This is a genomic window from Ectopseudomonas chengduensis, from assembly GCF_900102635.1.
GTDB lineage: Bacteria > Pseudomonadota > Gammaproteobacteria > Pseudomonadales > Pseudomonadaceae > Aquipseudomonas > Aquipseudomonas chengduensis.
On record NZ_FMZQ01000007.1, the window covers coordinates 234,490 to 248,272 of the forward strand.

The window sequence follows — 13,783 nt, forward strand, 5'->3', positions numbered from 1 at the left end:
CAGGCACAAGCCACTTGGGCAGATACAAGAAAGCATGCAAGTGTAAAAGCGCCCTGCACACCATCGAGAACCACCCTGATTAGCGGGGAAAAGTTCGAGACCTCGGCCAGAGGCAGTACGAGCGCTAGCACGGCCAAGCCGAACATTGCGAGACTAAACAGCAACTGCATCGCGAACCGCCTGTCGAACTTCGTGGGCCTCGCTGTCGACCTCTGCAATCAGTTTGCTGATCAGTCGCAATTTCAAGCGGCGCGTTTCACGGGCCATAAGGTGGCGCGAGAAGTTGATCACGCCATCGCTAGACGCCCATCCACCCAGCACGTATTCCAGGGAAAGCACTGAAACCAGCAGGCCGGCGGCAATGGCACTCACCTCCCCCACGCCTTCAACACTGAGACGCTCGCCGCATACCGGGCGAAGAACCGGACAGAACTCATGCAGCGACAGCTCGAAGTGAACACCCTCCAGCCCGAGGTCGGGCAGCACGGTCGCAAGCTGTGACTCCATAAGAATGGATACTCCATTCGGATAGCTATCGCTATGGCCAACCTGAACACCATCACTCGAAATCGCGGGCATCGCCATCGCTACACCTCCTCCTTGGACTCTGGTAACATAACACGCATTATACACGGTTTAATGATACTTTAGAATACATAGAGATATGCACAAATTCTGTGGGCAACTCTGTGGATAAAAAAGCGAAGCGACCCCATTTTGAGGCGGCGACTTATTCGCTCAAATTTTATACAGGTCATTTGTTCAGCTTATAGGAGAACGGTATGGCTGCCCCTACTCAGCCGGAACTGATGACGAAATCGCTCACGGTCGCCAGGATTTACTTCCAGAAGCACCTTCAGGAGCCCGCCGCGCAGCAATACCTAAAGGAACGCGGCTTCTCTAAGGACTCGATTCGCCAGTTTGAGGTTGGTTACGCGCCTGACAACTGGAGGGGCCTGGTTGACCATTTTACGTCTCACCCAGTTCGCCTCGCCGGCAAGGCTGCCGGTGTCATCACAACCCTGAAGAACTCAGACCGAATGATCGATATGTTTCGGGATCGCCTTATTTTCCCGATCCGGAACGATGCTGGCGAGCTGGTGGGATACGGCGGTCGCCTCCTTGGTGAAAAGGAAGGCTCCCCGAAGTACATCAACACTCCTGAAACCCCCCTCTTCCAAAAGTCACAGCTGCTTTACGGCCTCCACCAACACAAGGCTGATATTGCCGCACGTCGTGAAGCACTCGTAGTCGAAGGCTACGTTGACGTGATCACAACGTCAGCGGCCGGGCTTGGGATTTCTGTTGCGCCAATGGGGACTGCGCTTACAGGTGAGCAAGTGCAGCTCTTGATGGGTTTGGGCGTCCGAAAAATTTGGCTGTGCCTCGATGGAGATGCTGCCGGACAAAGTGCGGCCGAACGTAATCTTGCCGTCATCATGCAACACTATCACCCCTCACTGGATATCAGGATCGTCCTTTTACCTGATGGAGACGACCCCGACTCACTTATTCGTAAGCAGGGTAAAAAGTCGCTCGAAGCTCTGATGGCTGATGCGCTCGCCCTTCCCCAGTACATTGATTCGTTATGCCGAAAAGGCCTTCCGGATAAATTGGGGCTTGAGGACAAAGCCTGCTACCTGGTGGCCATGGAGCAGTACCTGGACATGGCCAGTGGCGCACTCCAGGATGCCCTTCTCGCTCAGTCATGCGCAGTGACCGGACTGAAGAGTGAGCAGATCGCCAGCGGGAAATACCAGCGCCAGCAGGATAACGCAGTTGCTGAGTGGCACCCCCTTGTCGCCCTCGCAGCGCGCTGGATGTGGCATGACGATAATGCGGAGGTTGCACAGCGGCTTCAGCGCTCCCAAGCTCAAGGGAAAGGGATGCGTGAGCTGACCGCGTTATCCAAACTGAAGCTTGGCCTGGGCGGCGATAGCGATTGCCAAATGATGCTGGCCTTTGTGAAATCACACGGCCCTTTACTCGATGCCGAATTTCAACAGCTCACGAGGCAGTGGCCTCAATGGCGAAGGAAGTTATCGGTTGAGGAAGGGATTCAGACCTTAAGAGAGCGCCCCTACGACAGGAGCGCAGCGAAGATGATCCGGGCAGCGCTGAGAATGTAGGTCAATAGACCATCGGGTCCGAGTACAGCTCGCCGTACTTGTTTGTGATCGTATTGATGTCCATGGGCCTAGCTGTAGTACAAGTCATCAGGAATGCGCGTCGCGCTTGAGCGGTAGCGCTTGAATTGTAGTAGGGACTGAAAACCCGTATCGCAAAGTAGGGAGCGCGTACCGCGATACAGGAAGGCGGAGGCGGCATCCCATTTTGTGGTGAGAGACAAATTACTTGAGCGCACGAAGGTTCGGCCGGCATACCGGCCGAAACCCCTCCCCCACCAGCTGTAGAGCCTCCACCGGTCAAGCCGCCGAGATCATAGGCACCCGCACCACTAGAGACCAAGAGCACCACACTTGCGGCGACCACAGACAGACGCTTCATTCACATCTCCTTCATTCAATCGGCTAAAGGTAAAACCACCGCAGGATCAGCGAAGGCCGGACGCAGGCCCAGTCTTTGGCTTATCCAATTCATCCAGGCTTGCTCCCTGCTGCATTTGCGATATCAGCCGCTGAAGGCTATCAATCGCGCTCTCTTGTTCCGCGCTTTGCGGAGAGGCCTCTTCAAACCCAGGAGGTCTTATCTGCAGCAGCTGCTCGAACGGCACCCGCAGTGGGTAAATCGATGGCTCTCCCTTTTCCAGCTTCAGGTACATGCTGTCGAGGCTATGAGCCTGGTCAACATCGAGGAGGTACGCATCAGCGCCGAGGTAGGCAAGGTCTCGCTGTGCTGTGTAAACGGTAACCATGCCATTGCCGGGGTCTAAGACCCCACGCCTCCAGATATCAACTTCATTGCTCAAACAAACGGATAGGGTTCGGGCATCTGGCGCGCAGGGCTTGCCGTAGGCTCCCTTCAGCTCGTCGTAGTGGATATGGCCAGCCGGGAATCCGTCGACTCGACAGAAGAACCCTGCTGTCGGATTGCTCCAAGTCATCACCACACGGACGGCATCGCCGGCCCCGTTGTTAGCAAGTACTTCGAGCTGCTTCACGCCGGGTCCGCGCTCAAGAGCATCGAGGATCGCCTTAAGCGTTTCGTCTTCGAGGCCGATTTGCACCCGGTCGACCATGCAATCGAGCGCCGGGTCATAGACATGGAGAGATGTATAGAGCATTTGGCTCGGCCTAACTATCTATCGTATAGTGTCATTATATCTACTACCCACAGTGATGAACAGGCCAGCCCATGTATCACTATTCGTCCGACTCGATACACAAATTGAGCGCCCTCCTTGAACGCAGCGCGCTTTCTCTCGGTGTCTCTGCCGTCCAAATAAAAGACACCATTTTCCCTATGCATGTGGCTATGGACCCTATTGGCCCACTCTCATGGGCCCTCACGCTGCATGCTCAAGCCATTGTCGCGATCTCCGGCATTGCGCAGCACGCGCGAGGCAACGTTCTTCCATTCGCTTGCGTGAACGATCCTGCTGCCCCATACGGCAATCAGGTTGTTATCCAGCCAGCGGTTCTGCCTCTCTCTGTAGGCTTGCGGTTCCTCGATGCAGCACTTGAACACGCTGCGTGCCTTGGCATGCGCGACCTGGGCTACACCCCTGAAGAATGGCAGCTACTTCCTGAGAACCAGAGGGCTATTCCGCTTGAGCCTTACTTCAACGATTTGACCCATAACTGGGTCACGGACGCTTTAGAGCGCGGCGATCTTGCTATGCAGTTGGCTAACTGGCCAGAGTTGCTGGATCAAGCCTCCCTCTCTTACCAGATGTCTCAAAACCAAGGAGTCGTTCATGAGCAAGCCCTCAGATTCCCGTCTGCTAGATGATTTCCTGGGGCAGTCCGAGACGCCCCATCTCTCCGACGATCAGCTTGAGAGGCAGCTTTCCGGTTCATCAGCGCCCATCGCTGCCCAGCCCGCTGAGACGCCCGAACAGACACGTGCGCGCCTCGAAGCGCTCATCAAAGAGAAGACTCAATCGCTCCCAGAAGATCAAGGCGGGATTGTCGATTCTGCGATTAAGAATGCGTCCCATGGAGTCAAGGTTCTTGCTCCGCTTATGGCCGCCATTACCAAGTGGGTTGATCCCGAAAAAAATCCTGAGCAGGTCGAGCAGATGATGTCGGCAGCCTTGGGCCGAATTCGAGATGACGCGCTGACTGTGGCCAGCGCTTTCTCAGTTGAGCCTCAAGATGCACCTGCCTGGCTTGTTTCGCAAATTGCGGGCCAGCTGATGCCCGTAATGGTCAGTGCGCTTGAGCGGGGCAATGGCCCCGTTCTTGAGGGTAGTTCGAAGTATTTGGAGCCCCTCCTTCACCTCGCAAGCGTCACACAATCACAGGCTCTGCCGTTCTCTGGAAACTTTGGTGACCCCCAGTGGCAACTGATCCAGGCTCTTTCGTTTGCTACAACGAATGTGATGACGGAGTACCACGCATTTTCCTATTTCCACAGTGATGCTGCTGGAGTCGCGCAGATGGTTAGCGATCATCTGGCGGACAGAGTACTCGACCAGACTCTTGCCCAGGTTTCGGAACGCTGGAATCTCAACGATAACGAGAAGGCTAATCTAGGTGTCACCCTGATACACCACGCCGGCAAACTGCTTGCGAGCTGCTGGGCACAGGGTATGGACACTGCACTCGAAAACCTCAGAACGCTTCCGCGCGACCAACAGCGACATGCAACCGCAAATGGTTACCCCCTCGACCATGTATTTGAGTCGTTCGAGAGCCTGTACCAAGGCATTGAGGTCTCGGTTAATGGCGCGATGCGCACCCTCGCGCCAAGTCGAGAGCAGTCCACTCAATCGAAGCAAAACAACAATGATCGCATGCGTATGTAAGGTCGCTCTGGCGGCCCTCCTGTGCTTCAGCAGCTCTGCTTTTGCGACTGAAAGGCCTCTGACAGCAGACTGCTTAGTCAAAGCAGCCTCTGCCTATTCCATCCATCCGGATGTTCTTCTCGCTGTGCTGATGGTCGAGGGTGGCTCTGTCGGTGAAAACAGTCGGCCGAACAAAAACGGAAGCTACGACATAGGCCTATTTCAGCTGAACTCGATTCACCGTGATGCTATCGCTCAGTTAGGTATCACGGAGGACCTGCTCCGCAATGATGGCTGTGTGAACGCCACGGTTGCAGCATGGCACCTGCGTAAGGTGTTCCCACCCGAGAAAGAGGCACAGATCACCACTGATGCTGACTATCTCAGCGCTATTGCCGTTTACCACTCAGCTACCCCGGAATTCAACGCCATCTACGCCCGAAAGCTTCGAGCCGCTTTTGAGCGCATGTATTCGCAGGAATCGATTGAATGAGTGAGAACCAGAAAGGCCCCAGCTCGCTCGTCAATGCGGGAATGATTCTGATCCTTGCCGCGTTGCTGACAACTGGCTTTTGGTGGCTGGCTAAGCCGGCCATCATGTGGATCAGCTTCTACTGCTCCTATTTCATGTTCGGTGCATATCAGCACCTGTCTTGGCTTGTTACCGAGTCGGAGATGCAGGCCATCGTGTCAGCCCATCACCACATCCCGAGGATGAAGCCAAAGAACTATGGGATTGTGTCGCTTTTCCAGCTTTTTGAACTGCATGGCTACGTTTGGCGCTGGGTTGTCGTCCCCGCGCTTATTTACTGGGGATGGAAAGTAAAAAAAGGCGTTGTTCGATTCAAATTCCGTCGTGAAATCAAAGATGTTTACGACCTGATTGATATCCAAAGCCATCATTTTCCAGCTTCGGCGATCATCAAGGGGAAGGACCTTCTTAAGACCCACCCTTACGTTGGTGCGTGGGCTACATACTCACTCCCATTAGATTTCGCGCGAGATCATGCTTTGCTGTGGATTTCCAATGTTCCTGTTGATCCCGAAAAGCCAGTCGATGAAAGCAAGATGCTTCCAATCCCGCCCTTTACTCCCACCCAGAAGCTCCAGCCCTTTCCTGTAAAGCGCAAGCTGATGCCGCACTACAGGTATGTTGTCTATGACGTGTTGCGCGCCAATGCGTTATTCACCAAGCAGCTGGGCGGATACTGGAAAGGGGCGGATGCCCTTCCACCGCTGGAAAAGGCCCTGTACGCGGTGTTCGTCACACAGGGGAGCGGTAAGCAAGAGGAAGCTTGGGCCTTCGTTAAGCAACTCGCCTTCTCTTTCCGTGAAGGTAAGTACGACGGGCATGGCAAGCTCGTTACACCCCATACAGCCAACACGAAAGGAATGGATGAGCTAATCGCAAAATACGGCAAGCACCCCCAGGCGTTGGCAATCATTGAGCGGCATGCTCATACCCTAAATGTGATGTCGGAAACGCTCGCCTGGGCTCGCAAGAAAGGGCGTTTGATGCACGCCAATTTCCTATGGCTTAAACCCGTTAACCGGACTCTCTGGTACGCCTTATGTGGTCAGGGAGGACAGTGCCCTTACTGGGAGGCTGCCGGTCCTTGGGCACATGCTCAGGTCGAGCGAATTATTGGTAAGCGCCTTGAGACACCGATGGTACTCGGCGCTATCGAGGAGATGCGGCGCACTATGGCCATGGAGCATTGGATTGAGCCTGGCGAGTACAGCGAAGAGCATCAGCAGAAGCTCGTGAAAGACGCAAACGCCAAACTGGACGCAGAACGCGAGAGACGCGAGAACGAGAAAGCCGCTCGTGCAGCGAACAAAGCGGGTGGTTCTGCCTTCGCCGTGACCGTTCCTGCAAGACAGCCGCAGCAGACACGTCGGGTTGAGGACGATACACCGTGAGCATTCAACGCCACCAGGAAATCTCCAACACTCGTACCATCGTCGACCCCAGAACCTTCTATCAGAAGACCTGGGCGCTTCTTCAATACCCATGGATACCGTTTGCATGGGCACTCTTTTCGGCGATGGTCACCCTTGTCTGGGCCGGCTTCCTACCGTTTGCGGTACTCGGGTTCCTGGTCCTTCGCTGGGCAGTGACCAGTGTTCCTGATGTACTCCCTATCCATCTTCCACTCGAAGCCAACAAGATCGACATGAACGATCCGAAGATCGGCGACAACGCCGGCTTCAATAAGGCTCGTGGAAGTTTCTTCATTGGCAAGATTCGCTCACTCGGCCTGGAGGTATGGGCGAGCTTCAAAGCGATGACGCAACATTTCCTGATCTTCGGCACGACGGGTGCGGGAAAAACGGAAAGCATCGTTTCTTACCTCGCCAACTACCTTGCTGTCGGCTCAGGTGCTGCGTTTCAAGATGCGAAGGCAGCACCAAAGTCGATGGTTCAGGTCGGCACCATTTGCCGCATTTTCGGTCGTGATGATGATTTTCGCGTAACCAACTACATAACCGGGCTTACATCGGAGCACCGTGACCCTGCCGAACGCCTTTCTAATGATGCTGCTGTGTTTGCTCGTGGTTCAGCCGAGTCCAATACACAGTTGCTCGTGTCGCTTATGCCTCCATCTGAAGGCGAGAACAAGATTTTCGCTGAACGGGCCGTCGCATTGGTCAGTGCTGAGTTTCCGGCACTAACTGACCTTCGAGACATGGGGGTGCTGCAGATCGACCCTGGCGTAATCCGGAAGCATATGAGCTTCAAGTTCTTCGTCCAGCTTTTCCGCGACAACCGCATCACCAAGCGTAGTCGTGACGCACTTCAGGGATACCTTGAGTCGTTGCCTGGCTACGATGAGAACAAGGACATTACAGAACAGCCGGAAGAAGTGACGCGACAGTTCGGCTTCGCTCAGGCTTACTTCACTCGCTCACTAGCTTCTCTGTCGGATACCTATGGCCACATCTACATGGTTGGCCAGGGCGAAATTGACTATCAAGATGCTGTGCTCAATGGCCGAATTTTGTTGACGCTCTTGCCTTCCATGGAGAAGTCAGGTGAGGAATTGTCCAACCTTGGCAAGATCGTTTTGACCGCTACCAAGAACGGCATGGTTGTCGGGCTTGGAACAGTATTCGAAGGTTCGGCCGAAGACATCGTGCACAACCTTCCGACAAACTCAGATATCCCTTACGGGGTGATCAACGACGAAAACGCATACATGCTGGTCGAGGGGCAGGAGATCATCAATGCCCAGGCCAGGGGACTAGGCTTTGGTGTAATTACCGGGACGCAGGATGCCCCTGGCATGATCGAAAACATTTCCAGGACAACGAAGCAGATCATGGCGAACTCTGCTTTCAAGCAGATCATGTATATCGACGACAAGGAAACGACCGAGCTTGCACGTGAGTTTTCTGGTGAGGCGCAAGTCTTGGTTCGAAACCAGTACGAGCGCGACGGTGATCTCGGTAACGTGTACGCATCGTCTGGAGTTGGGTTGGAGAAGCAGTACCGCATCAGCGAGACGGACATCAAAAAACAAGGTACTGGCCAGGCGTTCCTGCTGTACCAGGGCAGCGTTCACGAGGTACAGGTCTTCAACCACGGCATCTCTGAAAAAGGACCTGATCCGCTTCGTAGGTTTATTGACCATTGGTATCCGGTGCGTATGGCCAAGGTCAAAATTCCCAACGAGGATACGATCCTACGATACATGCAGCACACCCCTCGCCAAGAGTGGGAGGACTTGCTGCTGATGCTCAAAGACGATGCACGTCACATGCTGTCAGAGATGACTACCTATTTCGCCTCGCAGTCGGTGATTAGAGGTGTTGCGTCTCTATATGCGGAGGCTGATGCTCAGACCATCGAGCTATCCCAACGAACCTTTGTTGCGAAACAGTTTCTGGAACAGAAGATTGATCCGCCCAGCGGCTTGATCAAAACACTGTGCGAGCAACTCCCGAGCAATGCCAGTGATGTGGTCAAGACGATGGTGTTCCTGGCACACAACAGCGGCACCAGTCACCTCAAGATTCAGCAGGAAGCTGACGAAGCAAACCTGGATGCTTTCAGCACTATGCCTCCGCTACCCGCAGACCTCGACGACTTTTTCGAGGAGGTAGACACCTCAACATCTGGTGGCAATAGCGGTGGTGGTGGATTGACTCCCATGAAGCCTGAAAGCGCCCTAAGCGATTTTCTAGGCGCTGATTATGCAAGCGACGAGGAGAACGATCCCGTTCCTGCTTCTGCTGTCGCCGCTGCGCAATCGCCGGTAGTCGAGATGCCTGCACCAGTACCCCCAGAGCCAGAACCTACTTCAGCGATGGCAAAGGCGGTCTCTAGGAGCATGGCGATGATGCCCTGGATGAGCAGCGAGATCGATTACGCCCAAGTTCGTGGTTCGATCAAGCAGGCAGAAATGCTCTTTAACGAAGACGACGCTCCGGCCGCTGAAGCGGCAGCGGATGATGTCATTGACCGCATCATCCAGACACTTGAGTACCCGCAAACTAAAATTTCTTCTGACCTGCCCAGCCAGGTAAGGGCCAAGCAACTTTTCAAGGACTGGCTCGACTGATTAAGAATGGAATAAAAAGGCCGGCATCAAGCCGGCCTTTTTATTTCATGGAGCGTCACGCTGGTGTGACATCGCCTGAATCCTGCGGCACCTTCCACTTGCGAACTGTTTCAGGACCATACTGTTTGCGCCAGGCTTTGAGTACCAGGTGACTGGGACTGGGTGCCTCTACCGTCTCACCTGTGTGCGGATTCTTGTAAAAAGAAACTGCCCTTTTTTTACGGCGTGGTTTACCCGCCGCCTTCCTGTCACCTTTTACATCGAGCATCCGAACAATGTCGGTCAAGCTCAATCCATATTCTTCAAGTAGAGCCGTCAGTTTTCCCTCGAACTCCATTTCGCGCTTCAGCTCTTCACTGTTCTTCATCCGCTCCAGCCGGCCCTCAAGCATGCGCAGGCTTTGCTCGATGTCACGATACTCCTGAAGCGTCTTGGCTCGCGCCCGATAGTTACTAATGAAGCCCTTGTCCATCAATGTCTCCTAGGTCAATTTGCTGCGGCAGCCTCGGTGATGCTCCTGGCTCTACCTTTGACCCCCAATTCGGCCAAGTAGGCATTGTACACTTCTGGATTTGCGGCTTTGATCTGGCGCGGCTGATCGATCATCGCTGGCAGTGTGTCTGCCAGCATTAAGTTGGTCTCGTATAGGAACCTACTCGCTGTTTTCCCATCGGCTGGGAGGTTATCAGGGCTGCCGGTTCGCCCCGCTCGTAGCCAGGTGTGTAGCTCTGCGTCGGGCGGAGAGAAGAGACACAACTGTTCCCTTGCTCGGGTCATGGCCACATAGAAAAGCCGTCGTTCGTCCTCAATCCTTTCGGCCTCGTTCACGCCGGCTGATTGCTTCCTTGGCTTATGCGGAAATCCACCCTCGTGCAGGCCAATCATCATTACACATGGCCACTCAAGCCCCTTGCTCTTGTGTACGCTGGTCACATGCACTGCCACAGTGGACCGCTTTGCACGCTCAGAGAATGAACGCAGATCGTCTATGTGATTGAGGAACTCCGAAAGACGGGTGAAGTTAGTTGACTGAATATATCGAACGAAGGCCTCTACAAGCCTCATCTGCTCTTCAGCATCATCCGCGTTGCGAGAGAATGACTGGATCGATTCGTAAACCTCTAATCGCTCTAGCAGTAGGGAAATCATATCCATAGGGCTATGAGTTCGCTCATGGGATAGCGCTCGGACCTCCCTCCAGACCTTTGCCCGTTTGTAGACCCTCGCCGAAAGGTGACCTTCTTGGGCAGTAAGACCGGAAGCGACGAAAGCATTGAACGCACCAATACCATCGGGCTCTAGGAGCACCTTAGTAGACAGGTCCTTCATGCCCTCGTAGGAAATTCCGAGCGGGGGCGTGCCTAGGAGCTTTCTCATCTTGAAGACTGAGCCGCCGTCAGGCTCTCCTGCATATGGTCTCTTCGCGAAGCGACCATCGGCAACTTCCATCCATGACAGCAGCGCCGATACCCAAGGGTTGTCCAGCACGGAGACGTTATCACCACCTTCGAGACGAAAGGGAATACCGCGTTCTAGCATGGCAAACTGGCTGCCATAGGACCTCGAATATGTTCGAACCAGGATTGCTATTTCATCCAGCTGCCGGCCGGCTCCAAGCCAAGCCTCCACAACCTTGATTAACGCCTTTCCGTCAACATCCTCCCATTGCAGCATCAGCTTGGTGGCCGGCGTCGAGTCTGAGGAAATACACAGCTTGTCGGCGCGATCAGTGTTATGCGTGATGACGTAATTTGCTGCGCAGCTGAGTACATGACCATAGCGCCAGGTTCTGGTAAGCCGGTAGGTAAGGCAATCTTCGAAATCCTCCTCAAAGCCTCGAAGGATGTATGAAGGCTTCGCCCCGCGCCAGGTATAGATAGTCTGATCGTCGTCGCCCACCACCATCACTTTGGCCTTGTCGCCAGCGACGTATCGCATCATCACGTACTGTGCTTCACAGATATCTTGGAATTCATCAATGATGATGTGCCTGAAGCGATTAGCCACATGGGCAGCAGCTTCAGGCGACTGAGCCATCGCTACGACAGGATCGTAGATCAGGTCGCTGAAGAACCTTAGCTTCTTCTTCGCCCTCGCTTGCTCGAAGACCGGATACATCCCGACAAACCACTCATAGTGGCTATCCCAATCTCCCGCGTCCCACACTTCCTGGGGAGTTGCAAGATCACTTTTCACCCTGTCAATGAAACCAAGGAATGCATCAGCAACAATCCTTGGGTACTTGTACCCGTACTTACGGCAAGCGGGGCCTATCACGTCTGCGCAGAAATATTGAGCCCTAGTCGGCTCGGGCTCAAATTTCCAGTTCTCCACGAAGCCACCGCTCACAAGCCACTTGAGGCATTGGCCGCCCATCTGGTGAAAAGTCACTGAGTCAGGGGTATTGCGCTTTCCAAGACGCTTAATCAAACGTCCTTCGAATTCCTCCATAGCGGTCCGGTTAAACATCACAACGATGATGTGGTTTGGATCAACACGCTTGGCTTCTACCAAATATGCCGCGCGCTCAACCATCGTATGTGACTTTCCCGACCCCGCTACCGCAAGGACCTTTGCGTGCTGCTCTACAGAGTGCAACACAATCGACTGCTGCTCGGCTGAAAGCCCCATTCCGCACCTCACTCCCGCTGTGTGCTGCCCAGTTACAAGGAATAGCGGACATCAATTCGCCATCATCGTAACATGTTGATTTTATAGCAAATCTCATGACAGCCATTCAATGGAGCTGTCCGGCTTGCCTTCCCCGCCTCACCCCCGGCGGAACGCCCTCCCCTGATAGCTCAAGGCATATTTCCACTTATTGATGGAAGACTCGGGCAGGGGCTACCGGGATGATTTCTGCTTTTGTACCCAAGGATCAAATCGCATCCGTAATCACAACGTCGCTTTCGGAATCGCTCTCAGAAAGCTTCGGAAGAGCCGGAAGTTTTCACAGGAAGCATTAGCATTTGAGTCAGGGATTGCTCGTAATCATGTCTCCCTGCTTGAGCTTGGGCAGCGCTCGCCAACACTGGACACGATCACTGCGTTAGCGGATGCGCTGGGGGTTAGCTTGGTCGAGATAATCACCCTCACGCAGAGCATCCGATGCGAGCCCTCCCGAAAAGAACCTCATGACCCTGGCCGAAGCTCTTAAGCAATACCAATCTCGTGTTTCAATCCTAAAGAAAGGCTATAAGCAAGAATGCTATCGGATTGAGCAACTATCAAATACCTGGCTTGGCCAAAAACAAATTCGCGATATTACGAGCGTAGACATCGCTTCGTATCGCGATGAGCGCCTAACAAATTATAACGCCAAAACCAAAAAGCTGCTCTCACCTTCGACGGTTAGGCTCGAACTTTCACTGCTTTCAAACCTATTCGAGATTGGAAAGATTGAATGGGGTATCTGTGATGACAACCCTGTTCAAAAAATACGCAAGCCTAAAATGCCGCCTGGAAGAGAGAGGCGTGTTACTGCGCGCGAGGAGCGGCTAATTCTTCGCTACTGTCATAATTACTCGAACAATGAGCTTTACTCGATTGTTGTCCTTGCGCTTGAAACCGCCATGCGGCAAGGCGAAATTTTGGGTTTGCATTGGGAGCATCTGAATCTCAAAACACGGGTCGCTCACCTACCTGAGACTAAGAACGGGTCGAAGCGTGACGTTCCGCTCTCAATCAAAGCAAGGGATGCTCTTGTCAGGCTTGGCGTCAAGCCCACTGGCAGAGTGTTCGGTTACCAGTCTGAAGGCATCAAGAGCACCTGGCGCTACATGTGTCAGAAGCTTGATATCGAGAACCTTCATTTCCATGACCTTCGCCATGAAGCTATCAGCCGGCTCTTCGAGTTAGGCACTCTTGACCTTATGGAGATAGCAGCCATCAGCGGACACAAGTCCCTTTCCATGCTTAAAAGGTACACACACCTCAAGGCACAGAGACTAGTGCGGAAGCTGGAGGCAGGAAAAAACAAGGGTAAGCAGGTTGTACTAACCCATCTCATTCCTTACCCGGCAGTCATAGAGCCATCGCAAGCCGGTGTCGCAGTGCGTTTACTGGATTTCGAAGACCTTGTAGTACAGAGTGCGAAGCCTGACGAAGCCCTTCGGATGGCCCAGGATGCACTGCTCCGCAGGATAGTGATGTCGCTACGTGATTCGACCACGATACCACCGCCAGATCAGTACTTGGAGTCGATAGGTGAGCACCTCGTAGTCATGGTTGACCCGCTAGCACTGGCGTCTTAACACAAAATTTTCAATGAAGTGGCAAGGCCTGGCCTGCCCGAGGCTTGCCAATCCGG

The 13,783-nt window shown here is 53.8% G+C and carries 12 protein-coding genes; 8 read left to right on the forward strand and 4 right to left on the reverse strand.

Annotation, left to right across the window (positions count from 1 at the left end):
* Window positions 1-153: 153 nt before the first annotated feature.
* On the reverse strand, window positions 154-585 hold the full coding sequence (locus BLS08_RS13690; protein WP_139204228.1) for a hypothetical protein: 432 nt from the start codon (window positions 583-585) through the stop codon (window positions 154-156).
* A 197-nt stretch (window positions 586-782) separates the two neighbouring features.
* On the opposite strand from BLS08_RS13690, the gene BLS08_RS13695 reads away from it, so the two are divergent.
* Complete coding sequence (locus BLS08_RS13695) at window positions 783-2,129, forward strand: DNA primase (RefSeq protein WP_017362467.1); 1,347 nt, start codon at window positions 783-785, stop codon at window positions 2,127-2,129.
* Between the two features lie 425 nt (window positions 2,130-2,554).
* Here the strand turns inward: BLS08_RS13695 and BLS08_RS13700 are convergent, their stop codons facing one another.
* Entirely contained in the window at window positions 2,555-3,244 is a 690-nt protein-coding gene (locus tag BLS08_RS13700; protein WP_017362468.1) for a hypothetical protein, read from the reverse strand.
* Between the two features lie 104 nt (window positions 3,245-3,348).
* Here BLS08_RS13700 and BLS08_RS13705 point away from each other — a divergent pair, with 104 nt between their 5' ends.
* The 5 genes from BLS08_RS13705 to BLS08_RS13720 are packed head-to-tail and all read left to right on the forward strand — an operon-like array spanning window position 3,349 to window position 9,474.
* Complete coding sequence (locus tag BLS08_RS13705) at window positions 3,349-3,912, forward strand: hypothetical protein (protein WP_139204229.1); 564 nt, start codon at window positions 3,349-3,351, stop codon at window positions 3,910-3,912.
* On the forward strand, window positions 3,878-4,930 hold the full coding sequence (locus BLS08_RS26355; protein WP_017362470.1) for a hypothetical protein: 1,053 nt from the start codon (window positions 3,878-3,880) through the stop codon (window positions 4,928-4,930). The genes BLS08_RS13705 and BLS08_RS26355 overlap by 35 nt, the downstream gene beginning before the upstream one ends.
* On the forward strand, window positions 4,911-5,402 hold the full coding sequence (locus BLS08_RS13710; protein WP_017362471.1) for a lytic transglycosylase domain-containing protein: 492 nt from the start codon (window positions 4,911-4,913) through the stop codon (window positions 5,400-5,402). The genes BLS08_RS26355 and BLS08_RS13710 overlap by 20 nt, the downstream gene beginning before the upstream one ends.
* On the forward strand, window positions 5,399-6,832 hold the full coding sequence (locus BLS08_RS13715) for a secretion/conjugation apparatus DotM-related subunit (RefSeq protein ID WP_017362472.1): 1,434 nt from the start codon (window positions 5,399-5,401) through the stop codon (window positions 6,830-6,832). The genes BLS08_RS13710 and BLS08_RS13715 overlap by 4 nt, the downstream gene beginning before the upstream one ends.
* Entirely contained in the window at window positions 6,829-9,474 is a 2,646-nt protein-coding gene (locus BLS08_RS13720) for a type IV secretory system conjugative DNA transfer family protein (protein WP_017362473.1), read from the forward strand. Before BLS08_RS13715 ends, BLS08_RS13720 begins: the two co-directional genes overlap by 4 nt.
* Before the next feature lie 55 nt (window positions 9,475-9,529).
* On the opposite strand, the gene BLS08_RS13725 is transcribed toward BLS08_RS13720, so the two are convergent.
* Together BLS08_RS13725 and BLS08_RS13730 are read right to left on the reverse strand one after the other, a co-directional pair.
* On the reverse strand, window positions 9,530-9,946 hold the full coding sequence (locus BLS08_RS13725; RefSeq protein WP_017362474.1) for a histone-like nucleoid-structuring protein, MvaT/MvaU family: 417 nt from the start codon (window positions 9,944-9,946) through the stop codon (window positions 9,530-9,532).
* Window positions 9,947-9,960: 14 nt separating this feature from the next.
* Window positions 9,961-12,105, reverse strand: coding sequence for an ATP-dependent helicase (locus tag BLS08_RS13730; RefSeq protein ID WP_017362475.1), 2,145 nt, complete (start codon window positions 12,103-12,105; stop codon window positions 9,961-9,963).
* Between the two features lie 193 nt (window positions 12,106-12,298).
* Here BLS08_RS13730 and BLS08_RS13735 point away from each other — a divergent pair, with 193 nt between their 5' ends.
* A complete protein-coding gene (locus BLS08_RS13735) occupies window positions 12,299-12,631 on the forward strand; it encodes a helix-turn-helix domain-containing protein (RefSeq protein ID WP_079235610.1) in 333 nt (110 codons plus the stop codon).
* On the forward strand, window positions 12,609-13,727 hold the full coding sequence (locus BLS08_RS13740; RefSeq protein ID WP_017362476.1) for a tyrosine-type recombinase/integrase: 1,119 nt from the start codon (window positions 12,609-12,611) through the stop codon (window positions 13,725-13,727). Before BLS08_RS13735 ends, BLS08_RS13740 begins: the two co-directional genes overlap by 23 nt.
* Window positions 13,728-13,783: the final 56 nt, after the last annotated feature.

Excerpts from the sequence above, each read along its gene's own strand:
- BLS08_RS13735 (WP_079235610.1), top strand. The coding sequence starts at position 12,299 with ATGGAAGACTCGGGCAGGGGCTACCGGGATGATTTCTGCTTTTGTACC.
- BLS08_RS13730 (WP_017362475.1), bottom strand. The coding sequence starts at position 12,105 with ATGGGGCTTTCAGCCGAGCAGCAGTCGATTGTGTTGCACTCTGTAGAG.
- BLS08_RS13695 (WP_017362467.1), top strand. The coding sequence starts at position 783 with ATGGCTGCCCCTACTCAGCCGGAACTGATGACGAAATCGCTCACGGTC.
- BLS08_RS13710 (WP_017362471.1), top strand. The coding sequence starts at position 4,911 with ATGATCGCATGCGTATGTAAGGTCGCTCTGGCGGCCCTCCTGTGCTTC.
- BLS08_RS13740 (WP_017362476.1), top strand. The coding sequence starts at position 12,609 with ATGACCCTGGCCGAAGCTCTTAAGCAATACCAATCTCGTGTTTCAATC.
- BLS08_RS26355 (WP_017362470.1), top strand. The coding sequence starts at position 3,878 with ATGAGCAAGCCCTCAGATTCCCGTCTGCTAGATGATTTCCTGGGGCAG.
- BLS08_RS13715 (WP_017362472.1), top strand. The coding sequence starts at position 5,399 with ATGAGTGAGAACCAGAAAGGCCCCAGCTCGCTCGTCAATGCGGGAATG.
- BLS08_RS13725 (WP_017362474.1), bottom strand. The coding sequence starts at position 9,946 with ATGGACAAGGGCTTCATTAGTAACTATCGGGCGCGAGCCAAGACGCTT.
- BLS08_RS13700 (WP_017362468.1), bottom strand. The coding sequence starts at position 3,244 with ATGCTCTATACATCTCTCCATGTCTATGACCCGGCGCTCGATTGCATG.
- BLS08_RS13690 (WP_139204228.1), bottom strand. The coding sequence starts at position 585 with ATGGCGATGCCCGCGATTTCGAGTGATGGTGTTCAGGTTGGCCATAGC.